The 25,283-nt window shown below is 49.5% G+C and carries 23 protein-coding genes, 4 tRNA genes and 5 pseudogenes; 7 read left to right on the plus strand and 25 right to left on the minus strand.

Annotated features, from left to right (window positions below):
- Nucleotides 1–138: 138 nt before the first annotated feature.
- Nucleotides 139–1,158: an alcohol dehydrogenase AdhP gene (gene adhP / locus JK211_RS12465; protein ID WP_212709006.1), complete on the minus strand. Its 1,020-nt coding sequence runs from the start codon at nucleotides 1,156–1,158 to the stop codon at nucleotides 139–141.
- A gap of 312 nt (nucleotides 1,159–1,470) precedes the next feature.
- On the opposite strand from adhP, the gene JK211_RS12470 reads away from it, so the two are divergent.
- Nucleotides 1,471–2,070, plus strand: a complete 600-nt coding sequence (locus JK211_RS12470) for a nitroreductase family protein (protein WP_212709007.1) — start codon at nucleotides 1,471–1,473, stop codon at nucleotides 2,068–2,070.
- Between the two features lie 51 nt (nucleotides 2,071–2,121).
- Here JK211_RS12470 and JK211_RS12475 read toward each other — a convergent pair whose 3' ends face one another.
- The 6 genes from JK211_RS12475 to ffh all read right to left on the minus strand — a co-directional run bounded on the left by JK211_RS12475 (nucleotide 2,122) and on the right by ffh (nucleotide 7,196).
- On the minus strand, nucleotides 2,122–3,414 hold the full coding sequence (locus tag JK211_RS12475) for a cystathionine gamma-synthase family protein (RefSeq protein ID WP_212709008.1): 1,293 nt from the start codon (nucleotides 3,412–3,414) through the stop codon (nucleotides 2,122–2,124).
- Between the two features lie 264 nt (nucleotides 3,415–3,678).
- Nucleotides 3,679–4,026 carry a 50S ribosomal protein L19 gene (gene rplS / locus JK211_RS12480; RefSeq protein ID WP_212709009.1) on the minus strand — a complete coding sequence of 116 codons (348 nt, stop codon included), beginning with the start codon at nucleotides 4,024–4,026 and terminating at the stop codon, nucleotides 3,679–3,681.
- A 42-nt stretch (nucleotides 4,027–4,068) separates the two neighbouring features.
- Complete coding sequence (trmD, locus tag JK211_RS12485; protein ID WP_212709046.1) at nucleotides 4,069–4,833, minus strand: tRNA (guanosine(37)-N1)-methyltransferase TrmD; 765 nt, start codon at nucleotides 4,831–4,833, stop codon at nucleotides 4,069–4,071.
- Nucleotides 4,834–4,868: 35 nt separating this feature from the next.
- On the minus strand, nucleotides 4,869–5,417 hold the full coding sequence (gene rimM / locus JK211_RS12490) for a ribosome maturation factor RimM (protein WP_212709045.1): 549 nt from the start codon (nucleotides 5,415–5,417) through the stop codon (nucleotides 4,869–4,871).
- Nucleotides 5,418–5,441: 24 nt separating this feature from the next.
- The gene (gene rpsP / locus JK211_RS12495; RefSeq protein WP_212709010.1) at nucleotides 5,442–5,690 is read right to left on the minus strand and encodes a 30S ribosomal protein S16; all 249 of its coding nucleotides are present in this window, start codon (nucleotides 5,688–5,690) and stop codon (nucleotides 5,442–5,444) included.
- A gap of 144 nt (nucleotides 5,691–5,834) precedes the next feature.
- The gene (gene ffh, locus JK211_RS12500; protein WP_212709011.1) at nucleotides 5,835–7,196 is read right to left on the minus strand and encodes a signal recognition particle protein; all 1,362 of its coding nucleotides are present in this window, start codon (nucleotides 7,194–7,196) and stop codon (nucleotides 5,835–5,837) included.
- Nucleotides 7,197–7,368: 172 nt separating this feature from the next.
- On the opposite strand from ffh, the gene JK211_RS12505 reads away from it, so the two are divergent.
- Nucleotides 7,369–8,160 carry an inner membrane protein YpjD gene (locus JK211_RS12505; protein WP_212709012.1) on the plus strand — a complete coding sequence of 264 codons (792 nt, stop codon included), beginning with the start codon at nucleotides 7,369–7,371 and terminating at the stop codon, nucleotides 8,158–8,160.
- Nucleotides 8,161–8,186: 26 nt separating this feature from the next.
- Nucleotides 8,187–9,470 carry an HlyC/CorC family transporter gene (locus JK211_RS12510; RefSeq protein WP_212709013.1) on the plus strand — a complete coding sequence of 428 codons (1,284 nt, stop codon included), beginning with the start codon at nucleotides 8,187–8,189 and terminating at the stop codon, nucleotides 9,468–9,470.
- Between the two features lie 91 nt (nucleotides 9,471–9,561).
- Here the strand turns inward: JK211_RS12510 and luxS are convergent, their stop codons facing one another.
- The 14 genes from luxS to mltB all read right to left on the minus strand — a co-directional run bounded on the left by luxS (nucleotide 9,562) and on the right by mltB (nucleotide 20,785).
- Nucleotides 9,562–10,077 carry an S-ribosylhomocysteine lyase gene (luxS, locus tag JK211_RS12515; protein ID WP_212709014.1) on the minus strand — a complete coding sequence of 172 codons (516 nt, stop codon included), beginning with the start codon at nucleotides 10,075–10,077 and terminating at the stop codon, nucleotides 9,562–9,564.
- 148 nt (nucleotides 10,078–10,225) lie between these two features.
- A complete protein-coding gene (gshA, locus tag JK211_RS12520) occupies nucleotides 10,226–11,788 on the minus strand; it encodes a glutamate--cysteine ligase (protein ID WP_212709015.1) in 1,563 nt (520 codons plus the stop codon).
- A 213-nt stretch (nucleotides 11,789–12,001) separates the two neighbouring features.
- Complete coding sequence (gene yqaB / locus JK211_RS12525) at nucleotides 12,002–12,568, minus strand: fructose-1-phosphate/6-phosphogluconate phosphatase (protein ID WP_212709016.1); 567 nt, start codon at nucleotides 12,566–12,568, stop codon at nucleotides 12,002–12,004.
- 297 nt (nucleotides 12,569–12,865) lie between these two features.
- Nucleotides 12,866–12,942: transfer RNA gene (locus JK211_RS12530), tRNA-Arg, on the minus strand.
- 8 nt (nucleotides 12,943–12,950) lie between these two features.
- Nucleotides 12,951–13,043: transfer RNA gene (locus JK211_RS12535), tRNA-Ser, on the minus strand.
- Nucleotides 13,044–13,117: 74 nt separating this feature from the next.
- Nucleotides 13,118–13,194, minus strand: a tRNA-Arg gene (locus tag JK211_RS12540).
- A gap of 8 nt (nucleotides 13,195–13,202) precedes the next feature.
- Nucleotides 13,203–13,295: transfer RNA gene (locus JK211_RS12545), tRNA-Ser, on the minus strand.
- Nucleotides 13,296–13,561: 266 nt separating this feature from the next.
- Entirely contained in the window at nucleotides 13,562–13,747 is a 186-nt protein-coding gene (gene csrA, locus JK211_RS12550) for a carbon storage regulator CsrA (RefSeq protein ID WP_025902553.1), read from the minus strand.
- Nucleotides 13,748–13,999: 252 nt separating this feature from the next.
- Nucleotides 14,000–16,627 (minus strand): alanine--tRNA ligase, encoded by a 2,628-nt coding sequence (gene alaS, locus JK211_RS12555; protein ID WP_212709017.1) that lies wholly within the window; start codon nucleotides 16,625–16,627, stop codon nucleotides 14,000–14,002.
- Between the two features lie 136 nt (nucleotides 16,628–16,763).
- Entirely contained in the window at nucleotides 16,764–17,246 is a 483-nt protein-coding gene (locus JK211_RS12560) for a regulatory protein RecX (RefSeq protein WP_212709047.1), read from the minus strand.
- 159 nt (nucleotides 17,247–17,405) lie between these two features.
- The gene (recA, locus tag JK211_RS12565) at nucleotides 17,406–18,470 is read right to left on the minus strand and encodes a recombinase RecA (RefSeq protein ID WP_212709018.1); all 1,065 of its coding nucleotides are present in this window, start codon (nucleotides 18,468–18,470) and stop codon (nucleotides 17,406–17,408) included.
- 98 nt (nucleotides 18,471–18,568) lie between these two features.
- The gene (gene pncC / locus JK211_RS12570) at nucleotides 18,569–19,060 is read right to left on the minus strand and encodes a nicotinamide-nucleotide amidase (RefSeq protein ID WP_371734637.1); all 492 of its coding nucleotides are present in this window, start codon (nucleotides 19,058–19,060) and stop codon (nucleotides 18,569–18,571) included.
- A gap of 232 nt (nucleotides 19,061–19,292) precedes the next feature.
- On the minus strand, nucleotides 19,293–19,631 hold the full coding sequence (locus tag JK211_RS12575; RefSeq protein ID WP_212709020.1) for a zinc ribbon domain-containing protein YjdM: 339 nt from the start codon (nucleotides 19,629–19,631) through the stop codon (nucleotides 19,293–19,295).
- An 86-nt stretch (nucleotides 19,632–19,717) separates the two neighbouring features.
- Nucleotides 19,718–20,785, minus strand: coding sequence for a lytic murein transglycosylase B (gene mltB / locus JK211_RS12580; protein WP_212709021.1), 1,068 nt, complete (start codon nucleotides 20,783–20,785; stop codon nucleotides 19,718–19,720).
- Nucleotides 20,786–21,133: 348 nt separating this feature from the next.
- Here mltB and JK211_RS12585 point away from each other — a divergent pair, with 348 nt between their 5' ends.
- Nucleotides 21,134–21,352: a hypothetical protein gene (locus tag JK211_RS12585; RefSeq protein ID WP_212709022.1), complete on the plus strand. Its 219-nt coding sequence runs from the start codon at nucleotides 21,134–21,136 to the stop codon at nucleotides 21,350–21,352.
- Between the two features lie 56 nt (nucleotides 21,353–21,408).
- Nucleotides 21,409–21,537: pseudogene (locus JK211_RS12590) on the plus strand (transposase); the annotation flags it as partial.
- A gap of 35 nt (nucleotides 21,538–21,572) precedes the next feature.
- Here JK211_RS12590 and JK211_RS12595 read toward each other — a convergent pair.
- Nucleotides 21,573–21,905: pseudogene (locus JK211_RS12595) on the minus strand (integrase); the annotation flags it as partial.
- Nucleotides 21,906–22,269: 364 nt separating this feature from the next.
- On the opposite strand from JK211_RS12595, the gene JK211_RS12600 reads away from it, so the two are divergent.
- Nucleotides 22,270–22,887, plus strand: a complete 618-nt coding sequence (locus tag JK211_RS12600) for a Fic family protein (RefSeq protein ID WP_212709023.1) — start codon at nucleotides 22,270–22,272, stop codon at nucleotides 22,885–22,887.
- On the opposite strand, the gene JK211_RS12605 is transcribed toward JK211_RS12600, so the two are convergent.
- The gene (locus JK211_RS12605; RefSeq protein WP_164881279.1) at nucleotides 22,884–23,054 is read right to left on the minus strand and encodes a hypothetical protein; all 171 of its coding nucleotides are present in this window, start codon (nucleotides 23,052–23,054) and stop codon (nucleotides 22,884–22,886) included. The two genes, JK211_RS12600 and JK211_RS12605, sit on opposite strands and share 4 nt — an antisense overlap.
- Before the next feature lie 232 nt (nucleotides 23,055–23,286).
- Nucleotides 23,287–23,826, minus strand: a pseudogene (locus JK211_RS12610) (transposase); the annotation flags it as partial.
- Nucleotides 23,827–23,907: 81 nt separating this feature from the next.
- Here JK211_RS12610 and JK211_RS12615 point away from each other — a divergent pair.
- A pseudogene (locus JK211_RS12615) lies at nucleotides 23,908–24,926 on the plus strand (integrase core domain-containing protein).
- 16 nt (nucleotides 24,927–24,942) lie between these two features.
- On the opposite strand, the pseudogene JK211_RS12620 reads toward JK211_RS12615, so the two are convergent.
- A pseudogene (locus tag JK211_RS12620) lies at nucleotides 24,943–25,281 on the minus strand (Arm DNA-binding domain-containing protein); the annotation flags it as partial.
- Nucleotides 25,282–25,283 lie beyond the last annotated feature (2 nt).

Raw genomic sequence — 25,283 nt, forward strand, 5'->3', positions numbered from 1 at the left:
GTGTTTTGGCGAATACAAAACTAACCACTTTTACCGCCGTTTTCTATTAATTCACGCTAAGGTGCGATGAACCAAAAAAAAGGCCCCGACCTGTGGTCAGAGCCTTTTCCGGTGCCTGACACCGCTTACGGATTACCCTTAATGCTGGTGCGAACAGAAATCAATCACCATCCGGCCTTTGATTTTCCCGTTCTCCATTTCGTGGAAAATAGTATTTATATCTTCAACCTGACGCTTTTCGACTTTCGGTACTACTTTCCCCTCAGCGGCAAACTGGAAGGCTTCCGCCAGATCACCACGGGTACCGACCAGTGACCCGACAACTTCGATACCGTCCAGAACCAGACGGGGAATATCCAGACTCATAGCTTCCGGCGGCAGACCGACAGCAACCACACGGCCACCGGCGCGGACGCAGTATACTGCTGAGTTAAACGCCGATTTTGCTACCGCAGTGACTACCGCCGCATGAGCGCCGCCGAACTTTTCCTGCATCACTTTGGCAGCATCATCTTTCAGAGGGTTGATGGTCAGGTCTGCCCCCATTTCACGGGCAAACTCCAGTTGTGCTTCATTGACATCAATCGCCACGACTTTGGCATTGAATACATTTTTTGCATACTGTAATGCCAGATTACCCAGCCCGCCCAGGCCATAAATCGCAATCCACTGTCCGGGACGAATTTTAGATACTTTCACTGCTTTATAAGTCGTAACCCCGGCACAGGTAATACTGCTGGCGGCCGCCGGGTCAAGGCCTTCCGGTACTTTCACCGCATAATCTGCCACCACAATGCACTCTTCGGCCATACCGCCATCCACGCTGTAACCGGCATTTTTTACGCTGCGACACAGAGTCTCATTACCACTGTCACAGTATTCACAGTGGCCGCAGCCCTGGAAAAACCAGGCGACGCTGGCCCGGTCACCGGGTTTAAGCGAGGTTACACCCGGACCAATCTGTTTAACAATCCCGATACCTTCATGACCGAGGATAACCCCGGTTTTATCGCCAAAATCACCATTTTTAACGTGGAGGTCCGTATGACACACACCGCAATACTCCATCTGCAGCAGCGCTTCACCATGCTCCAGGGGACGTAACTTTTTATCAACAATTTCAACACTATGATCTTTAGTAACGACTGCTGCTTTCATAATGGAACTCCTGTTAAAAGGGTAAAAAGACCACGTAATATCTGCTGGCCACAAGGTTAACTGACCTGCTGCAGATAAGCCTTGATTCGCATCACGTAAAGGTTAATTAAATTGATCCTTTGAACGGAATCTGCGCTAACAGTATAGCTAAACTAATGGCTCCCCTGACATTTAATGCTATTCGCCGGGTTTATTACTTAAGATAAACAGGTAGAGCTACCGGCAATGAGCTATCCTGTGTTCCGACAGCTTATATCCTCACCACTCCCGGAACTGATACCGGAATGGTTATCCCAAGAGTAAGGAGATCATATGTCACAAGGTTTCAATGCACTGGCTGAAAAACGCAGAACTATTTATGCACTGGGTCCGGCACTGCCACTGGCAGAAGATGATGTTATTGCCCTGATTCAGACAGCAATCAGAAATTCACCGTCTGCGTTTAATTCCCAGAGTTCGCGGGCCCTGATTCTGCTCGGTGAACAACACAAACATTTCTGGTCCCTGACCAAAGAACAGCTGAGAAAACGTGTTCCTGCGGATGCATTTGCAGCGACCGATAAAAAAATTGATAGTTTTGCCGCTGCGGCAGGCTCAGTACTGTTTTTTGAAGACCAGCAGGTGGTTAGCGAATTACAACAGCAGTTTGCGGCATATGCGGATAACTTCCCAGTCTGGTCAGAACAGAGCAGTGGTATTGCCCAGTATGCCGTCTGGCTGGCTCTGGCCGAAAAAGGTATCGGGGCAAATCTACAGCACTACAATCCGCTGGTAGATGACGATGTCCGGCAGACCTGGAATATACCGGTATCCTGGACATTGCGCGCTCAGATGAACTTCGGCTCGGTGGAAGCGCCTGCGGGTGAAAAAGGCTATATTGACGATAAGCAGCGTTTTATTGTTGCCCGTTAATACACTCTGATCTCAGGGCCGGTCACAATAACCGGCCCTGATTTTTTCGACTCAGTCAGACGTCAGAGCATCCAGCGCCTGCTGCAAATCGGCGATTAAATCCGCCGGATGCTCAATACCAATCGACACCCGTACAGTGGTATCGTAAATAGCAAAAGCTTCACGGGTTTCCCGGGCAACACCTGAGTGGGTAGTAGTGGCCGGATGACTGGCCAGAGACTCGGTCCCTCCCAGACTGACCGCCAGACGGAAAATCTGCAGGTGATTCAGAAAACGGAATGCCTCTTCCCGGCCATGACCGACATCAAACGAGAAGGTTGAGCCCGCCCCCTGACATTGCTCAGCAAACAGTTTACCTTCAGCGGTGGTGGCGTCTTTAAAGGGCAAATAATTCACTGCGGTAATTTTCGGGTGCTGTTGCAGGAATTCAGCTACCTGTTGCGCATTATTATTGGCTTTTTCCATGCGTAACTGCAGTGTTTCCAGTGAGCGGCCCAGCATCCAGCAGGAGTGCGGATCCAGCTGAGTACCAATCGCGCTGCGCATCTGGCGGATGGGTGCCATCAGTGCCCGGCTGCCCATCGCGGCACCGGCCACCAGATCCGAATGACCTCCGACATATTTCGTCAGGGAATAAACGCTGATATCTGCACCCAGCGCCAGAGGGCGCTGGAAGACCGGGCCCAGTAGCGTATTGTCACACACCACCACTGGCCGGAAACCCTGTAATGTTTCCAGCTCATCCGCCAGTTTCGCCAGTAAGCGAACATCCGCCAGTGAATTGGTCGGATTAGCCGGTGTTTCGGCAAAAATCACGCTGATACGGCCACCGGTCGCCGCCTGCCTGGCAGATAACAGCATCTGCGGATAATCCAGCGAGTTGCTCAGCGGACTGCTGCTGATCCCCAGACCAGCCAGTGTTTTATTAAACAGAGTTTCAGTACCACCGTATAACGGCTGAGTTTTTAAGACCACATCCCCCGGCTGACACAGAGTCAGCAGTACCGAGCTTATTGCCGACATCCCCGACGAAAAAAGAGCACAGCGCTCCGCGCCTTCATACAGGGCCAGCCGGTCTTCTGCGATTTCACTGTTCGGGTGATTAAACCTGGAATAGACCAGCCCTTCTCTGCTGCCTTCAGGCGCGGGCTTACGACCACTGGCGACATCAAAGAATGCCTGCCCTTCTTCTGCTGTACGGAAAATAAATGTGGACGTCAGAAACACCGGGGGTTTCACCGCCCCCTCGGATAACATCGGATCATAGCCGTAGCTGGTCATTAATGTTTCCGGGTGGAGCTGATGTTCACCCTGGCGGGTTTTTAATGTTTTATCGTCACTCATAGACCGTTCCTGTAATCGTTGTCCCCATCACCTGCGGTGGCGGGTGACGGGCCGTGCAGGTGAGTTACCTGATTTCACGGCAGTTATTGCTATATTATAACACTCTGTCATGGCACCTGGCCTGATTGATAGCAAAAATTGAACGATTAAATAACACTGAACAGTTGTGATTGCTGGTCACAGAATAATGAATAAAAAAAAGGGGCTGACCATTGGTCAACCCCTTGTTCTCTATTAACTTTCAGATGTCGCGTTAGCGATACCTTAGTTAAGACGCTCTTTGATACGAGCAGCCTTACCAGTACGCTCACGCAGGTAGTACAGTTTGGCCTGACGTACAGCACCACGACGTTTGACAGTAATGCTGTCAATTACCGGTGAGTGAGTCTGGAATACACGCTCAACACCTTCGCCGTTAGACATTTTGCGAACAGTGAATGCAGAGTGCAGACCGCGGTTACGGATTGCGATAACCACGCCCTCAAATGCCTGCAGACGTTTTTTAGAACCTTCAACGACCCATACTTTCACTTCCACGGAATCACCCGGACGGAATGAAGGTACATCCTGTTTCATCTGTTCTTGTTCAATTTGCTTAATAATGTTGCTCATAATTAAATCTCTTATCCTGGGTAAACTGATATTCAGGGAAGACTATTCTTCCGTATCATCATGTTGCTGCTGCTGATTTTCATGACGAAATTCACGCAGCAATTTAGCTTGCTCTTCAGTCAGAGCCAGGTTTTCCAGAAGTTCAGGTCTTCTCAGCCAGGTGCGACCCAGCGACTGTTTCATGCGCCAGCGGCGAATTTCAGCATGGTTGCCCGACAGTAAAACCGGCGGAACCTCCACACCCTCTAACACTTCAGGCCGGGTATAATGCGGACAATCCAGCAATCCTTCAGAAAACGAATCTTCGTCAGCCGATGCCTGTTTTCCCAGTACTCCCGGAATAAACCGGGCCACCGAGTCAATCATCGTCATTGCCGGCAGTTCCCCGCCACTGAGCACATAATCACCGATTGACCATTCTTCATCAATTTCGGCGTCTATTACCCGCTCATCAATACCTTCGTAACGACCACAGACCAGAATTAATTTCTGATCCGTCGCTAGTTCGCAAACCCCCTGTTGGTCAAGTTTGCGCCCCTGAGGTGACAGGTAAATTACCTTAGCGCCCTCACCTGCCGCTGCTTTGGCTGCATGGATAGCATCCCGTAAGGGTTGTACCATCATCAGCATTCCCGGCCCGCCACCGTAGGGGCGGTCGTCGACAGTACGATGCCTGTCATGTGTGAAGTCTCTGGGACTCCAGCACTGAATACTGAGCAGACCATTTTTGACAGCCCGGCCAGTTACCCCGTAATCGGTAATCGCACGAAACATCTCTGGAAACAGGCTAATCACACCAATCCACATAGCGTTCGCCGTTGGGTTACCGTTATCTCCGGAGATCAAAAACCAGGATCCCAGTCTACTTCAATTGTGCCAGTAGTGAGATCGACTTTCCTGATAACCTGTTCATAAAGAAACGGAATTAACCGCTCTTTCGCGCCAAAAGCATCTTTCAGATTTGCCTTTACGACTAACACGTCGTTCGATCCGGTTTCCATCATATCAATGACTTTTCCCATTTCGTAACCGTCAACGGTCATTACCTGGCAACCAATAAGGTCTTTCCAGTAATAATCACCGTCTTCCAGCGCGGGCAACTGCGTGGCATCAACCAGTATTTCACAATTGGTTAATTGCGCCGCCGCATCACGATCATCAATGCCTTTGACTTTGATAATCATGTCCTGATTATGATTTTTCCAGCCTTCCAGCTCAATCTGCTGCCATTTACCGGCACGCTGAATAAACCATGGCTGGTAATCAAAAATGCGATCAGCATCTTCGGTGGAAGAAAACACCTTGAGCCAACCACGAATACCGTAGGCCGCTCCCATTTTTCCTAAAATAAGGGAATTAATCGGAGGTTGCGCGGTAGATTTTCCGGTCATGCTCATGTTCGCCACCGTGACAGATTAAGCTGCTTTTTTTGCTTCTTTAACCAGCGCGTTAACGCGGTCAGAAACTGTGGCACCTAAGCCAACCCAATGTTCGATGCGGTCCAAATCCAGACGCACTGCTTCGGCCTGACCAGAAGCAACCGGGTTGAAGAAGCCAACACGCTCAATGAAACGACCATTACGCGCATTACGGCTGTCAGTAACGACAACCTGATAGAACGGACGCTTTTTAGCGCCGTGACGAGCCAAACGAATTGTTACCATAACATCCTCTTTAGTTAATAAAACACCCGGACCCCAGCGAGGGGCGGGGCCCGGGTGCAATATAAAAAGCCCGAAAATTTTACTCGTTTTGGAGTAAAAAGCAACCTGTAAGTCAATTACAGTTCGGACTTTTACTTTTCCGGCTTAACGGCCGGGAAATCCTGGCGGCATCATACCTTTCATGCCACGCATCATTTTGGCCATGCCGCCTTTCTTCATTTTCTTCATCATTCGCTGCATATCATCAAACTGTTTCAGCAAACGGTTAACATCCTGTACCTGCAGACCACACCCCGTGGCAATACGACGTTTACGTGATCCTTTAATAATTTCCGGCTTTTCGCGCTCTTTTCGCGTCATGGAATTGATAATGGCTTCCATACGTACCAGCACTTTATCGTCCATCTGCGATTTCACATTATCCGGCAACTGGCCCATACCCGGCAGTTTCCCCATCAGGCTGGCCATGCCGCCCATATTGCGCATTTGCTTTAACTGCTGCAGGAAGTCATTCAGATCAAAGCCATCGCCGGTCTTCAGTTTTTTGGCCAGTTTTTCGGCCTGATCGCGGTCAACCTTACTTTCGATATCCTCAATCAGCGACAGCATATCGCCCATACCGAGGATCCGCGAAGCAATACGGTCCGGGTAAAATGCTTCCAGTGCCTCGGTTTTTTCGCCCATCCCCATAAACTTAATCGGCTTACCGGTAATGTGACGAATGGACAAGGCAGCACCGCCACGCGCATCACCATCCACCTTGGTCAGAATGACCCCGGTCAACGGCAGGGCTTCATTAAAGGCTTTGGCGGTATTGGCCGCATCCTGCCCCGTCATTGCATCCACAACAAACAGGGTTTCTACCGGGTTAATCGCGGCATGTACCTGCTTAATCTCGTCCATCATCGCTTCGTCGACATGCAGACGACCGGCGGTATCTACCAGCAGCACATCATAAAACTTCAGACGGGCCTCATTTAATGCATGAGTGACGATATCGACAGGTTGCTGTGTGACATCTGAAGGACAGAAATCAACACCTACCTGTTCAGCCAGGGTTTCCAGCTGTTTAATTGCCGCCGGACGATAGACGTCGGCAGAAACCACTAATACTTTTTTCTTGTGCTTTTCTTTGAGAAATTTGCCTAACTTCCCGACACTGGTCGTTTTACCGGCACCCTGCAGACCCGCCATTAACACCACGGCCGGAGGCTGAGCTGCCAGGTTAAGGGTGTTATTTTCAGCACCCATTGCCGCGATCAGTTCATCACGGACAATTTTGATAAATTCCTGGCCCGGGGTCAGGCTTTTATTAACATCATGCCCGACTGCGCTTTCTTTCACCCGCGCGATAAATTCACGGACGACGGGTAAAGCAACGTCAGCTTCCAGTAACGCCATACGTACTTCACGCAGAGTGTCTTTAATATTGTCTTCTGTCAGCCTTCCGCGGCCGCTGATATTGCGCAGTGTTTGCGACAAACGATCGGTTAAATTATCAAACATTACCTTTCACTCAGAAAATATTGCGAAGCCGCCTCGGCGACATTTTCCTCGCAGTATAACATGAAGCGTTGCCGATCTCTGCAATTGACCTTCAGATCGTTTGGCGCAAGTCGCGGCTAACGCTATACTGCCTGTCTGAACCCTATATGATGACGAATACGATACCCTATATATGTCAGTTTTTGCGATTGTGGCACTCCTTGCCTATTCACTGAGTCTTGCTTTGATCATCCCGAGCCTGCTGACACGCAGCAGCGGCTGGCGGCGGCTGGCGATGCTATCGGCGGTTGTGGCACTGATTTGCCATGGTGTCGCGGTTGAGCAACGAATTTTTATTCTGAATGCAGAACAAAACTTTAGTTTGCTGAATATCGGTTCACTGGTCAGCCTGATGATCTGTGCGGTGATGACCATCGTTGCCTCACGGAATCGCGGCTGGCTGCTGCTGCCTTTTGTGTACAGTTTCGCCCTGATTAATCTGGCATTTGCCACCTTTGTCCCCAATGCCTTTCTTACCCACCTTGAAACCACCCCGGGCATTATGCTGCATATCGGGCTGGCATTATTTGCTTATGCCACGCTAATCATCGCGGCGTTATATGCATTACAGTTGGCGTGGATCGACTACCAGCTGAAAAATAAAAAGCTGGCATTCAGCCATGATATGCCGCCGCTGATGTTGATAGAGCGTAAGATGTTCCATATTACCCAGGTGGGGGTGGTGCTGCTGACGCTGGTCCTGTGCAGTGGCCTATTTTATATGCGTGACCTGTTCTCTGCGGAAAACATCGATAAAGCGGTGCTTTCTCTGCTCGCGTGGTTTGTCTATATCGTCCTGTTATGGGGCCATTATCATGAAGGCTGGCGCGGTCGCCGCGTGGTATGGTTTAACTGCAGCGGCGCTGTGCTGCTGACCATGGCCTATTTTGGCAGCCGGATCCTTCAGCACCTGCTAACCCGTTAATTTATTAAAATAAAGGAAATATCGCGTTGGAACATGTTTCAACCACCACGCTAATTATTACGCTGGTCATTATGGTGTTGGTGTCTGCCTGGTTTGCGGGCTCAGAAACCGGCATGATGACACTTAACCGCTATAAATTGCGACATAATGCCAAAAACGGTAACCGGGCGGCCAGAAGGGTTGAGAAGTTGCTCGCCAAGCCGGACCGGCTGATAAGCCTGGTGCTGATCGGTAACAACCTGGTCAATATTCTTGCTTCAGCACTTGCGACTATTGTCGGTATACGTTTATACGGCAATGCCGGTGTGGCGATTGCCACCGGGGTACTGACCTTTATTGTGCTGGTCTTTGCCGAGGTCTTACCGAAGACCATTGCCGCACTTTATCCGGAGAAAGTCGCCTACCCCAGCAGCTTTTTACTGGCTCCGTTACAGATTATTATGATGCCTGTCGTCTGGCTGCTGAATTCAATCACCCGTGCCCTGATGCGGATGGTCGGGATTAAAACCAGCGGCTCCGCCAGTTCAGCGCTCAGTAAAGAAGAACTGCGTACCATTGTCTATGAATCACGCACCCTGATGTCGCGGCGTAACCAGGACATGCTGTTATCCGTACTGGACCTGGAAAAAGTCACCGTGGATGACATTATGGTGCCGCGCAATGAGATTGTCGGCATTAACGTCAATGATGACTGGAAATCAGTTATTCGCCAGCTGACACATTCACCCCATGGCAGAATTGTCCTGTTCCGCGATACCCTCGATGATGCCGTCGGCATGCTGAGGGTCCGCGAGGCCTGGCGGATGATGACAGAGAAAAAAGAGTTCACCAAAGAAAACCTGCTGCGGGCTGCCGATGAAATCTATTTTATCCCGCAGGGAACCCCGTTAAATATGCAGCTGGTTAAATTTCAGCGCAATAAGAAAAAAGCCGGCCTGGTGATCGATGAATATGGTGATATCAAAGGTCTGGTCACCATAGAAGATATTCTGGAAGAGATTGTCGGTGATTTTACGACCTCCATGTCTCCTACCCTCGCCGAAGAAGTGTTACCACAGAATGATGGTTCGGTGCTGGTCGATGGCAGTGCCAACGTCAGGGAAATCAATAAGGTCTTTAACTGGAACCTGCCGGAAGATGGCGGCCGCACCATTAATGGCATGCTGCTGGAAGTGCTGGAAGAGATTCCGGAAGTCAATACCCGGGTACAGATTGGACATTACGCCATCGAAATCCTCGATGTGCAGGACAATATGGTCCGGCAGACGCGAATTACCCCGCATACCTCATTACAGGCATCTCTGGGCTGATACAGGACCCGGTAAAAAAGGCGGCACGCTGTTACGCATGCCGCCTTTTTTTCTGTCAGACCGGCTGACAGACCGTCATAACAAACAGAGACTAGATATGTAACTCTTTCAGGGTCTCTGCTGGCAAAGCCAGCTCTTCATTATGGTTCACACGCACGTCATTTTGGAGAATATGACGTGCGATATCCTGAGCTTCTTCCAGAGAGTGCATCTGATAAGTACCGCACTGGAACTCGTTCAGTTCAGGAATTTTACGCTGCTCGGTAACTTTCAGCACATCTTCCATCGCTGCTTTCCAGGCATCAGCGACTTTCTGCTCCGCAGGTGTACCGATCAGGCTCATATAGAAGCCGGTACGGCAACCCATCGGCGAAATATCTATAATTTCCACGCCCTGGCCATTCAGATGGTTACGCATAAACCCGGCGAACAGGTGTTCAAGGGTATGAATACCACGTTCGGGCATCACTTCTTTATTCGGAATGCAGAAACGTAAATCGAACACCGTGATAGTATCGCCATGTGGCGTCTTCATGGTCTTGGCAACACGTACAGCCGGAGCTGCCATGCGTGTATGATCAACGGTAAAACTATCCAACAATGGCATATGGTCACCTCTTTTTAAAAAAATTTTCCAATCAATGAAACTTTTTCTTCTGGCCCGCGTCTGAGTATATGAAAGACGCGCATTTGTTATCATCATCCCTGACAACAGAGATGTTACTTTGGCCACAGTGATGTGGCCTTTTCTTTTTTCAGCCTTCCCTGCCCGCCAGATACTCTTCAAAACTCTGTGTATCACTGGCTTCTGTTTCAGCCTGTGCAATGACTGACGCCCGCGCCTGCTGGCTAAATTGTTCTTCGGTTAACACTTCCAGTGGTTCAGCGAGCAGCATCTGACGGTATTTTTCTGCAAGTTCGGTTCCGGCTGCGGCCAGACCTTTCTGCTGCATATCACGCAGAATTTTCGCCGAATAGGTTAACTCCGGATCGTCAATCGACGCCAGCAACTGACTGCATACCTGCTGATATTCTGTACTTCCGTCTGGCGCATCCAGTACTTTTGCAATCCGCTGTAAACCGGCAAACATACTGTGACCGGCCTCGTTCAATGAATAGATCTGTTCACCACAGCCGGCACTCAGCATCAGGCCGGGCTTACGCCCTTCCATCACCACCCGGTTCCAGTTGCCACGGGTACATTTCAGTTCTTCGGCACTCATTTCCGGTGCATCGGCCAGTGCACACCAAATCAGGAACATATCCAGGAAACGTACCTGTTGTTCATTAATTCCAGTCGGGGTAAACGGGTTAACGTCCAGTGACCGGACTTCAATATATTCGATACCGCCGCGGCTCAGGGCCGCAGAAGGTGCTTCACCGGCGCGGATAACCCGTTTAGGCCGGACAGGCGCATACAGCTCGTTTTCAATCTGCAACACATTGGTATTTAACTGAATACGTTTTCCGTCACTGTCCCGGATACCGATCTTAGCATACTCCTCAGACGGTGTTTTAATCGCTTTCTTCAGGGCGCTGACATAGCCTTCCAGCGAGTTAAAGGTAATACCCAGTGCACTCTGTGACTTGTTGGTATACCCCAGATCACTTAAACGCAGAGAAGTCGCATAAGGCAGCCAGTAAGTGCCTTTATCATTGCTTTGCAAAGGCAAATCACCTTTCCCCTGCGGCAGGAAACTTTCACAAATTGCCGGTGATGCCCCGAACAGATAAGGAATAATCCAGCCAAAACGATAATAATTGCGGATCAGTTGCAGGTAACCGGCAGAGACCGCATCTTTACCCTGTGCAAGATTGTCGATACCCAGCCGCGCCTGCCAGAATGCTTCCGGCAGGGAAAAGTTGTAGTGCAGTCCTGAAATCACCTGCATCAGTGAACCGTAACGGTGTTTTAGCCCCTCACGGTACACGGTTTTCATCTGACCAATATTGGAACTGCCATACTGTGCCAGGGTGATATCGTCCGGATGCTTAATGATACAGGGCATGCTGAATGGCCACAGACGCTCATCACCCAGCGAACGGGTAACATAGCGGTGAATATCGCGCAGAAATGCCAGCAGATGTTTAATATCCCGATCAACCGGGGTCACAAACTCCAGTAATGATTCGGCAAAATCAGTAATAATCCAGTCATGGGTCAGTGAGGAGCCCAACGCTTTCGGATGTCCCTGCTGTGATACATGCCCGTCGGGCTGAACACGTAACGTTTCACGTTCAATTCCACGGCCGATGCCTTGCAGTGCTTCAGGGTGCTTTTCCAGCCAGCTTAATGCGTCAGATACGTCAGGTATCACTGTCACCTCCCACGGTGATAATTATGTCTTATAGTTCTGTACGGTTGCAGTGTAGCAATGAACCAAAAGATACGGTAAACCAAATTAGTTGCCATGACGCCGGACTGCCAGCACAAGGCCACAGGCAGGCTAAATGCTGAATAGTATTAACCTGTGATACTAAGGCTGCAGCGGCGTCCGGTTATCTGCCTGTCTGCCGGAGACCGCGGTCAGTTACAACAGGCGTACATCAACAAAATCCATTCCTGCAGCTTTAGCTGCCTGAATACCAAAATCGGCATCTTCGAACACCACACACTGTGCCGCCTCAACCCCCATCTGCCGGGCACATTCCAGAAAAGTCTGCGGGTCAGGTTTGTGGTGTTCCACATCATCGGCAGCAATCAGGACATTAAATAAATGACGCACCCCGAGATGGGTCAGCAGGCGATCAGCCATTTGATGGTTACTTCCGGTGCCTACCGCCATGGGCAAGCGGCCATAATAATGTCTGGCGACCCCGATTAACGGCAACAGTGCAGAGGTAGTCAGTAAGATTTTATCCAGTTGCTGATCTTTTTCTGCCGCCAGCTGCCGGGGATCCAAAGTCGCGTTATTCGCTATCAATATCTGTTCAGCTATTTTCCAGCCCGGAGAGCCGTTAAGTGCAATCATCTGCTCGAAAGAGAACGCCAGGCAGTGCTGTGCTAATACCTGTTTCCAGGCCTGACGGTGTGCCGGCTCGCTGTTGACCAGGGTGCCATCCATATCAAAAATAAGTCCGTGATAATGATCGTACATACTCACTCCAGACTGAACCGATAAGTCGTTACTTTATATTAATGCAGATGAATTGTCGCCGTCAGCAGTAAACCGTAAATGCTAACGACAAAAAATAGCTAACAGGCTGATGTCTAATATAAATCGGGGTATATCTTTCAGGGCAGTGATTATCCGGTCCCTGAGGAAATGATAAAAACAGAACCGATAAATCAGGGGGGATTAACCGTAAACCGGTCAAAAGCACTGTCAGAACAGGTCAGAAAAATGCCAAAGAAAATGATAACAAGGGAGGATAAACGCAGAATATCACAAAGATGGTGCATCCGGGAGGATTCGAACCTCCGACCGCCCGGTTCGTAGCCGGGTACTCTATCCAGCTGAGCTACGGATGCAGTATAAATGGCGGTGAGGGAGGGATTCGAACCCTCGATGCAGCTTTTGACCGCATACTCCCTTAGCAGGGGAGCGCCTTCAGCCTCTCGGCCACCTCACCACAGGTTACTTCGCTGACAGCTATTACCGGCATGCTGTTTGGTAACAGCCTTGCTACAGCAGAGAAACAAAAAATGGTGCATCCGGGAGGATTCGAACCTCCGACCGCCCGGTTCGTAGCCGGGTACTCTATCCAGCTGAGCTACGGATGCATCGCAAATGGCGGTGAGGGAGGGATTCGAACCCTCGATGCAGCTTTTGACCGCATACTCCCTTAGCAGGGGAGCGCCTTCAGCCTCTCGGCCACCTCACCACTTGTTACTTCGCTACCCGCACCGACGCTGTGCCTGTTACTGCGCTTCGTCGCTGCGTTGGCGCACATATTACTTTCCCCGCCTTATAAGTCAAACAATTTTTAGCGCTGAAAGCCTGATTGCACGTTTAGTCGTCAATCAGGGCATTTAAAAGCCAAAAGGAGTGAGAATTCAACGGCACAGCATCAGGAAGATGCATCGCTGTAGTATAGGGACCGGGGATTGAATAAAGGCGCGCCTCGTTAAAAACGAGGCGCTGAATATGTTAGTAGTCTGGCTGCTGGGTCTTTTCGGCCTGAATGCGCTGATAGATTTCCTCACGATGCACAGACACCTCTTTAGGAGCATTCACGCCTATACGTACCTGGTTCCCTTTAACACCCAATACTGTGACCGTCACCTCATCGCCAATCATGAGAGTTTCACCAACTCGACGAGTTAGAATAAGCATTCTTTGCTCCTTGAAAGATTAAAAGAGTCGGGCCAGTTCTGGGTCCCGGCAAATCCATCGTATAACGCATTACTACCTATTGACTACGACTGATACAGAAAATTCAATCAGTATGCCAATACATTTCGCTAATAGTTAGTTTAGCCGAAATACACCATTACTACCTGACTTTATCATTTTAGGTTGCTTATCGTGTAAAAAACGCCCGGAGAACGGTCCGGGCGATTTCTACCGGCAGCTTGTTTATCTCTTTTACAATTTCCCGCTGACCAGGGCCTCAACCCCTGCCAGAGCGGCTGGTAATGCTGCAGGTTCCGTTCCGCCGGCCTGAGCCATATCCGGACGACCACCGCCTTTACCACCGACCTGACTGGCGATAATGCCGATCAGTTCCCCTGCTTTAACTCTGTCAGTTAAATCTTTCGTGACTCCCGCAATAAGCGATACTTTACCGTCATTAACGGTTCCCAGCACAATAATCGCCGATCCAAGCTGATTTTTTAAATCATCGACCATGGTTCGCAACAGTTTTGGTTCAGTATTGCTGAGCTCACTGACCAGCAGTTTAACGCCGTTGATATTAATCGCTTTGGCTGACAGTGAACTGCTTTCCTGTGCTGCCTGCTGGTCCTGCAACTGCTGCAGTTCTTTTTCCAGAGAACGCACCTGCTCTACCAGAGACCGGACTTTCTCATTCAGATTACTGCTGTTTGCTTTCACCTGCTGCGCTATTTCATGTAACTGAGCATCCTGCGCAAATACCGTTTGCAGGGCATGTTCACCGGTAACCGCTTCAATACGGCGTACACCCGCCGCAGTACCGGACTCGGAAGTAATACGGAATAAGCCGATATCTCCGGTACGGCTGGTATGAGTACCACCACAGAGTTCAACCGAGAAGTCACCCATGGTGAGTACGCGCACCTTCTGGTCATATTTCTCACCAAACAGAGCCATTGCACCATTCGCCCTGGCCGACTCAAGGTCCATAATGTCGGTTTCTACCGCCAGGTTGCGGCGGATTTGGGCGTTAACAATTTCATTAACCCTGCGTAACTGCCCGGGTTTGACGGCCTCCGGATGGGAGAAGTCAAAACGCAGGTAATTATCATTAACCAGTGAACCTTTCTGTGACACATGGTCACCTAAAACTTCACGCAATGCAGCATGTAACAGGTGAGTGGCTGAGTGATTCAGACGTATCCGGGCACGGCGTTGTTCATCAACATGTGCTGATACTTTATCACCTGTCCGCAGGATACCGCTGGTCAGGCTACCGATATGACCGTTAGCCTTGCCGTATTTCTGGGTATCTGTCACTGTAAAGCTGACACCATTGGCCGTTAATATCCCGGTATCACCGACCTGACCACCTGATTCACCGTAGAACGGTGTTTGATCCAATATAATAACTGCCTGCTCTGACCCTGTCAGTGCATCAACGGGCTGACCTTCGACAAAGATAGCCGTGACAGTGGACTGCTCCTGCAAATGGTCATAACCGGTAAAGGCTGACTCACTGTCCACACGGATCATATTGTTATAATCAGCACTGAAACCACTGGCCTGACGGGCACGCTGACGCTGTGCTTCCATGGCTGCTTCGAATCCGGCTTCATCAATTGTGACATTACGTTCACGGCAGACATCCGCGGTTAAATCCGCAGGGAATCCGAAAGTGTCATACAGACGGAAAACGGTTTCACCATCCAGAACATCCCCTTTCAGGGCCGCCAGTTCCTCATCCAGTAACGTCAGACCACGTTCCAGTGTTTTAGCAAACTGTTCTTCTTCAGTTTTCAGGACCGATTCAACATGAGCCTGTTGTTTTTTCAGGTCATCACCGGCACTGCCCATCACATCAATCAGCGGGGCAACCAGTTTGTAGAAAAAGCTTCCGCTGGCACCGAGCATATTTCCGTGACGTACTGCACGGCGGATAATACGGCGTAATACATAACCACGGTTTTCATTCGATGGAAGTACATCATCAGCAATCAGGAAGGCACATGACCGGATATGGTCAGCAATAACCCGCAGTGATTTATTATCGAGGTCAGTGGTACCGGTCACTTTTGCCACCGCACTGATCAGCGTACGGAACAGGTCAATTTCGTAGTTAGAATTAACATGCTGCAGCACGGCAGTAATACGTTCCAGCCCCATGCCTGTATCCACTGAAGGCTTAGGCAATGGCAGCATAGTACCGTCCGGCTGACGGTTAAACTGCATAAATACGATGTTCCAGATCTCGATATAGCGATCGCCGTCTTCTTCCGGACTGCCCGGAGGGCCACCCCAGATATGGTCACCGTGGTCGTAAAAAATTTCGCTGCACGGGCCACAAGGTCCCGTATCACCCATCTGCCAGAAGTTATCTGACGCATAGGCACTGCCTTTATTATCACCGATGCGGATAATGCGCTCGGCCGGCACGCCAATATCGTTAGCCCAGAGATCATAGGCTTCATCATCAGTCTCATAGACTGTGACCCACAGACGCTCCTTCGGCAAATTAAACCATTCAGCACCGGTCAGAAGCTCCCAGGCAAATGCGATAGCTTCAGCCTTAAAATAGTCGCCGAAACTAAAGTTACCCAGCATTTCGAAGAACGTATGGTGACGGGCGGTATAACCGACATTTTCCAGATCGTTATGTTTACCGCCGGCACGTACACAGCGTTGTGATGTTGTTGCACGGGTATAGTCGCGTTGATCCTGACCGAGAAAAACGTCTTTAAACTGGTTCATTCCGGCGTTAGTAAACAGCAACGTCGGATCATTATTTGGTACGAGGGAGCTGCTGGCTACAACCTGGTGTCCCTTGCTCTTAAAGAAATCGAGAAACGCTTGACGGATCTCAGCAGTACTCTTGCTCATAAATATCCTGGTATCACTCTGACGGATGTTCCTTTCGTCCGGGCAGCCAGCACATTGCGGCCCGCCGGTGACAGTGGAACAAAAAAGTGGGAATAAGATAAGTTTTCTTCACAGGGAAGTAAAACCGGATTATGACTCAGCCGGAAAAATTTACCAAAACAGAGCGAATATCCTCCATCAGGAACCCTCTGGAGTGTAAAAATCGCTGTAATCTGGCTTTTTCCCGGGCATCGGAGGGCCATTTATGACCATACTTTTTCCCGGCAACCTCTGCCGCTTGCTGCTGCCAGTCTATCTCAGACTCTGCTAATGCCTGACTGATATCATCACGCCCTATCCCTTTCAGCTGCAGATCCTGACGAATACGCTGTGGTCCATAACCGTTGCGGCTACGGCTGATAATAAATTGCCGGGTAAAACGCTGGTCGTCGAGATAATTATTTTCCAGGCACCAGGCTATCACCTGTGTCAGGGCCGCTTCATCGGGAGGGGTATGCTCACTGCCCTCTCTCTGCTCGCTGCGCCACACCGAAAGACGGATTTTTTCTTTCAGCTCGTGTTCGGAATGATCACGCCGGGCCAGTAACCGTACCGCCCGTTCCAGTAAAGAAGCAAACATCGGATGACGTTCAGTTTCAGTAAAAAGCACCTGACTCTCCTGTGTGATAGGTTATTGACGCAAAGTGATACTCTGCCAGTACCGGACATAAAAAACAAAAAACGGGAGAGGCTTAAACAGCACTCTCCCGTTTCTGTGTAATGTATCAGCTTACCGGACTCAGAACTCCTGATGATCCTCACTCATTTCATCATGGCCGTTTGACTGTTTTTCGGCTGATTCCTGAGCAGGAGCATTCAGCAGCATATCACGCAGTTTTTGCTCAATTTCGCTGGCGGCCTGTGGGTTATCACGCAGGTAGTTGCCCGCATTCGCTTTACCCTGACCAATTTTATCGCCGTTATAGCTGTACCATGCACCGGCTTTCTCGATCAGTTTATGTTTAACCCCCAGGTCAACCAGTTCACCGAAGAAGTTAATGCCTTCGCCGTACATAATCTGGAATTCAGCCTGTTTAAACGGCGCTGCAATTTTATTTTTGACCACTTTGACACGGGTTTCACTGCCGACAACATTATCGCCGTCTTTGATGGCTCCGATACGACGGATATCCAGACGAACAGACGCATAAAATTTCAGCGCATTACCGCCGGTTGTCGTTTCCGGGTTACCAAACATCACACCAATCTTCATACGGATCTGGTTGATAAAAATCAGCAGTGTATTGGATTGTTTAAGGTTACCCGCCAGTTTACGCATTGCCTGGCTCATCATACGGGCAGCCAGTCCCATATGAGAATCACCGATTTCACCTTCAATTTCGGCTTTTGGTGTCAGAGCGGCGACGGAGTCAACAATAATGACATCCACTGCCCCGGAACGCGCCAGTGCATCACAAATCTCCAGCGCCTGCTCACCGGTATCCGGCTGAGAGCACAGCAGATTATCAATATCCACACCCAGCTTTTTGGCATAGACAGGGTCCAGAGCATGTTCAGCATCGATAAAGGCACAGGTTTTTCCTTTACGCTGCGCGGCGGCAATAACCTGCAAGGTCAGTGTGGTTTTACCGGAAGATTCTGGCCCGTAGATTTCCACGATACGGCCCATCGGTAACCCGCCGGCACCTAAAGCAATATCCAGCGACAGTGAACCGGTTGAAATGGTCTCAACATCCATAGTGCGGTCTTCACCCAGACGCATGATGGAGCCTTTACCGAATTGTTTTTCAATCTGCCCCAGCGCTGCGGCTAAAGCCTTCTGTTTGTTTTCGTCGATCGCCATTTCAACTCCTGATTATGCCGGATTAGCCAGGCAAATGTGTGGGTATGCTCTGTCTCTGATGAGGGATAATTATACTGTATAGTCATACAGTATCAAGTTTATTTTTCCAGAAACTCCCGGTTCAGGGTACGCAGGGCAAATGCGACTGCCTGAGCCCGTATTGCGTCCCTGTCACCGGTAAATTGCTGACCTGATACCAGTACTTTACCGTCTGCGGCCGCAAAACCAAACCAGACGGTACCGACCGGTTTCTCTGCACTGCCGCCATCCGGACCGGCAATACCGCTGACTGAAATCGCATAGTCAGCCTCCGCAGCCTGTAGTGCCCCGCTCGCCATTTCACGGACTGTCGCTTCACTTACCGCACCATGGGCCTCAAGAGTTGCCGGGTCAACCCCCAGCATAGTGATTTTGGCCTGATTACTGTATGTCACAAATCCCTGTTCAAACCATGCAGAGCTGCCACTGATGTCAGTAATCACTTTTGCAATCCAGCCGCCGGTACAGGACTCAGCGGTAGTGAGTGTTGCGCCGCGGGACAGCAGAGACTGTCCGGTCTGAATACTTAACTGCCGTAAATCCTTATCCATCAACTTCCCTCCGTGTAGCACGAGTATATTTATCAACACCAGAGAAGATACTATGGATTAATGACAGCTTTTCAAGTCATGGCCGGCAGCAACCGCCGGAAAACGGAACTGCGCAGCAAGAGTTTGCTGCATTGCGGGGCATAAAGGTTTTTTTTGCGTGAAAGGACAGAGAATGGCACAACAAAAGGGATCTCGGCGGCCGGTCATGCCGCCGGAGAACAGAGTGCGAAGATTAACTTTTTTTCACAAACTCTGATTTCAGCTTCATCGGGCCAAAACCATCAATCCGGCAATCAATATTATGATCACCTTCTGTCAGACGAATCTCTTTAACCCGGGTACCAATCTTCAGTACCGAAGAACTGCCTTTTACTTTCAAGTCTTTGGCAATAGTAACGCTGTCACCGTCCGCCAGCAGATTACCGTTGGCATCGCGCACCAGTAAGGTCTCTTCTGAGGTTTCAGCTGACACTACCGGCCAGATATGACCACATTCAGGACAGTTATAATTTTCAGTATCCTGCCAGCTGTATTCAGAATGGCATTCAGGACAAGGAGGGAGTGTTTGCATCAGGGTTCCTTACTCTCACCGCAGGCAGAAGACGCCCGCAAAGGGCGTCATCCTATATCCATACAAACAATAAGGAAAGTCGTGAATTAAAAAACCGTGTTATTGCGGGCATTACGTACTGCTTCACCCAGCTGCCAGACCGCCATTGCGTATTGGGTACTGTGGTTATAACGGGTAATCACATAAAAATTAGGCAACCCGAACCAGTACTGATAACTCTGCCCCATATCAAGTTTCAGCAGGCTTACCTGTTGATCTCCGGGCAATGCAGCCTGTGGCCGTAATCCGGCCTTTATCAGCTGACTGACGCTGTAACGGGTATTATAGCCGTCATCCAGAGAAGGTGCGGTGCCACTGGCGGGCACTGCAATTGGCTGCCCGGCCTGCCAGCCATGCTGCTGGAAATAATGGGCCACACTACCAATGGCATCTACCGGGTCCCAGAGATTAATCGTGCCGTTACCATCAAAATCAACGGCATATTGTTTATAGGCCGAAGGCATAAACTGGCCGTAACCCATTGCTCCGGCAAACGATCCTCTCAGCTCCAGCGGATTATCCCGTTCGCTGCGGGCCATCAGTAAAAATGTCTCCAGTTCACTGCTGAAATAGGCCGAACGCCGCGGATAATCAAACGACAGGGTTGCCAGCGCATCAAGAATACGGGTTTTACCCATCACTCTTCCCCAGCGGGTTTCCACCCCGATAATACCGACAATAATTTCTGCAGGAACTCCGTACTGTTGCCGGGCCCGCTGCAGTTCTGTCTGATACTGGTTCCAGAATGCCACACCGTTTTGTATATTCGACGGGGTAATAAATTTACTCCGGTAACGCAGCCACGCCCCGTTTGGCCCCGGAGGTGCCGGAGTATTAGGTGCCTGCCTGTCCATCAGCCTGAGCACGTAATCTAAACGCCGCGCCTGTCCCAGCCAGGATTCAAGCTGCTGACGGTCAAAATTATGCTTTTTCACCATCATATTAATAAATTCTTCGGTCTGCGGACGCCCGGCAAAATCCCCGGATAACATTCCCTGTCCGCCAGCCGGAGCCAGTAAAAAACCGCCTTGTGGCCCCTGCCGGACACTTTCTGTTTTACTACTGCAGGCAACCAGCAACGCAAATAACGGTAATAACGCAATTTTGTAACGCATCAGAAACCCATTAACCAGAAGCAGACGTTGGCCCATGGTAATGCTTTGCCAGCCAGACAAACAGTGGAGTAATACAAAAAAAAACGAAAAAAAAGACAGATAACACAACCAGGCAGTGAAAACCGCTGTTTGCCCCTCTTTCCCCGGTGGCAGGAAAATGCCGGTATAGAACTTCTGACCGTTACCAGTTATTTATGCTTCTATCAGTCACAACCCGCTCAGCCAGTCCCGGTGCCTGAACAACACGCTCAGGCTGTGAAAAATAAAACGTCACCGCCACCAGAACCGCCAAAGAAAAAATCCCTATTTGATAAAGTGTCTGGCTTGTTCTTTGCTGAAGCGAAAGCTATGCCACCTCCCCCGTTTCCGATTGTTATGGACAGTACGGCGAAGGCCGGAATGGCAGCAGCAACGGGAGGTGCAACGACTAAACCGAATCAGGATGCAGCAAGAGCCCTTACTCATACGATGAAACGCCTTTCTGGCCCTGAAGTCCGGAACGGGCGGCTGGCGATCGAGGTCGGCCAGGGGTTTCGGAGGGATTACCGGATGATGTGGTTGCTGTGATGGAGCGTCTGAGGCCGTCCTCAGGGCGTATATCGCAAAAGCTGCAGGTGGACTGATGGGCCTGTGAAAACGGGGTCACCATGGACTTCTCCCGGCCGGGAAAACCCACGGATAATGCCCTTATCGAATCGTTTAATGGCAGTCTGAGGGATGAATGCCTGAACATCTACTGGTTCCTGTCACTTAAGTTAGGGTGCTTTTTAGTCAACTTCATAGTTTAAACTAAAGTACGATCACCCTCGCGGGCTTGATCGATATTAGCGAAATCAGAGACATTGCCAATGGTAGGTCTGATAACCTCAGACCGGGATTTTCCCCCTGTCTCAGGACGGTTGCCAGGAGAAGATACGCTCTGTTGAACAATATATGTCTTTTTTTTTGCACTGATTTTGACACCAAAACCAACGGGTGAATCCCGGTGATTATCAGTGATAAGATACGGCTTTCGTCCAGGATTCGGTAAGTAGATAACACGCCCTTGCTGGTCGAGTTCTGGTTTAACATCGATAGATAACTTATTGATTATAGTCGACTGGTTGAGTGTCAATTTCATCAATCTATACCCGCTATTCAGAGTGTCTACCCGATACTAACCGGTATACTACTGGTATACAAATTTAGCGATTCTCATGGGTTTTTAAGGGTTTCACATGGGGCCACTTGGGTACCCAACAGACTTAAAAAATGAGTAAAATCAATATGAATGAGTCTATTGACAAGGATTTATCAGATCACACCCCAATGATACATTGGTGTGTTAATGCTGATTATTAATGATTATTTTCCACCAGCGAATAAAAACTACATTGTAACCTACACTTTTGTAACTATCTGATTTTACGAATATTATTTACTGTACTCATCCAGCGTTATACTCCCTCTGCTCTCCCATCCTTCTAATAACACAGGGCATCTCAATGAGCCGATACCATGTATCCAGCAGTGAAGGTCAGTATGAGAAAGACTCTGGCGAGCAAGTTTTGGCTAACAAGCTGGGGATCGCAACTTCTGATGAGATGGATGAGGCTGAACTTGTCCTGTTAGAACAACTCTACCAGTCTGTTTTTGAAGAACAGTTCCCGGAAGGACAGTTCAGCGTAGCCATGCTAAAAAGCTGGCATCGCCGCTGGTTAGGCAACATCTACCAGTGGGCTGGACAAGAAAGAGCGGTTAATATCAGCAAGGGCGGCTTTATGTTTGCACCTTCAGCACAATTGCCAAAACTGCTGAGCGAATTCGACACCAGGTATCTGGCTCAATACACGCCATGTAGCGGCATGGACGAAGAACAACTCATCACTGCTATCGCCATAACCCATGTAGAGCTAATACTTATCCATCCATTCAGAGAGGGAAACGGACGCCTGTCGCGACTGCTAGCCGACGTAATGGCCGTTCAGGGAGGATACAAACCGCTGGATTATCAAAGCCGGGAGCAAAACAAAACCCAGTATATCTCGGCTATCCATGCAGGTGTATCAATGGACTACGAGCCGATGAAACACTGGGTGAGAGAAGCATTAAGAAGGGATTAAACCGCAAGACGCAAATGAGCAAATTTTTTGCGCGTGGCTTCAAGTGAAGCTTCGATCTTCGCGGAGGACTGCCCTGTTTCAACAGCCGTAGATGTTGCTACTGAGCGAACAATGTCAGCACGTGATGGCTTAGCGTAGCTTGCCTGAGTTTTTTTGTGGGTGCTCATAATCACTCCTAAAAAGCAGAATCTGGGCTGAAAAACATCGTTCAAACAGTATACCAAAACTTCTACGCAAATTCATATCAAGCCCGTCAAAGACTCACTCATCGGGCAAGCCCTTTAAGCAATACATTAAGTACGGTAACAGTTTTGCCAGTGTTGCAGCCTTACGCTCCGGTGAAGTACGTTTCATGTGTCACTCCATGCCCTCAGATTGATTTTTCAGAGGGGGTGACAACTATGCTGACACTGAGGGAGGCTGCCAGTTTCTCGTTTTACCTGACCACCGTTCAGGATGTATTTTCTGTGCCTGACGGTACAGTTCATCCCGTTGTTTCAGGAGCCTGTGGTCTTCTCCGCGATGTCGTTCTGCCGGCGTCACATAGCGTATTCCGCTGTGACGGTGTGTTTCGTTATACCACCGGGTAAATTTTTCCACCCACTGACGGGCATCCGACAGTGTTCTGAACCCTGATGACGGCCACTGCGGCACATACTTCAGCGTCCGGAACAGTGATTCTGCATACGCATTATCGTTACTGACCCGCGGACGGCTGTGAGACGGCGTGATATTCAGTTCGTGCAGTTTCATCTGCAGCGTCTGTGATTTCATCGCTGCGCCGTTATCTGCATGCAGTACCAGCGGATGCCGCCAGCAGCCTTCACGCATGACACTGCGCTGCATTAAAGCGGCAGCCTGTTCACCGCTTTCTGTTTCATGCACTTCATAACCCGTGATTTTCCGGCTGTACAGGTCGGTTATCATATACAGATAGTACTGTAAGTATCCCTGCAAAAAGAACCATTCACTTTTAGAGATCTTCCGACATACTCAATAGGTTCCCTGAAGGAGATCGCTATGCGTAAAGCCCGATTTACTGAATACCAGATTATCGCCGTTCTGAAATCTGTTGAAGCCGGTCGAACGGTGAAGGATGTCTGCCGCGAGGCCGCAATTTCAGAAGCCAGCTATTACAACTGGAAAGCGAAATATGGCGGAATGGAAGCTTCTGATATCCGAAAAATCAAGGATCTGGAAGATGAAAACCGGTGTCTCAAACAGATGTTCGCGGACCTGAGTCTGGAATGCCGTGCCCTGAAGGACGTTATCGAAAAAAAGCTTTAAAACCAGTGATAAAGCGTGAGCTCGCCCATTACCTGATATCGCGCTTTACAATGAGCACGCGTCAGGCATGCAGGACATTATCACTGAGCAGGACGGTATTTTTCTACAAACCGGATACACTGCGTAATGACGCTGTCATAACAGCCCTCACAGAACTCGCTGAGCGCTATCCGCGATACGGTTTTAAGAAGCTTTTTCAGGTCATTCGCCGGCAGGGTCATGTATGGAATCATAAGCGGGTTCACCGGATTTACTGCCTGCTGAAACTGAATTTCAGACGTAAAGGAAAACAGCGTTTGCCGGTACGTAATCCGGCACGGCTGGCGATACCAGAGGCAATAAACCAGAGCTGGTCGGTTGATTTTCTCCACTTGTGACAGACTCGGACATTACAAGTTGTAGAAAATAGCTGACTTAAACGCTAGCTGGATGCACTCAATAGGTATCACGGACCGGAATTTATCTCACTGACACTGGCCCAATGGGCTGAAGATCATGATGTACAGCTGGAGTTCATTCAGCCGGGAAAACCCACTCAGAATGCTTTTATTGAACGATTTAACCGGACATACCGAACTGAAATACTGGATTTTTATCTGTTCAGAACACTGAATGAAGTACGGGAGATCACAGAACGGTGGCTGGAGGAATACAACAGCGAGCGGCCTCATGAATCCCTCAATAACCTGACTCCGGAAGAATACCGGTTGGTGGCTGAACAACCGGAAACCTCAAAAAGTGTCTGGAACTAAAACAGGTCTACTTACACGACCACTTTTTATTTGTGGCATGCCACTCAATTGCTAGCTCCTCAAAAGTACGCGCTTCTTCCTGTTCAACCTTATCATTTTTCTTTTTGTCTCCCGGATCGACGCCATTCGCTAGCAGCTTGCGAGCTTCATCGCGACGAGCTCTGGCATCCGCCAGCGTGATTTCAGGGTAAACCCCAAGTGCCAACATCTTTTGCTTGCCGTCATAACGGTACTGCAAGCGCCAGTACTTAGAACCATTTGGATGGACGAGAAGATGCATACCGCTGCCATCGGTCAGCTTATATTGCTTATCCGTTGGCTTGGCTGTTCTGACTTTGATATCTGTTAACGCCATGC

Source organism: Tatumella sp. JGM130, from assembly GCF_018257525.1.
GTDB classification, from domain to species: domain Bacteria; phylum Pseudomonadota; class Gammaproteobacteria; order Enterobacterales; family Enterobacteriaceae; genus Tatumella; species Tatumella punctata.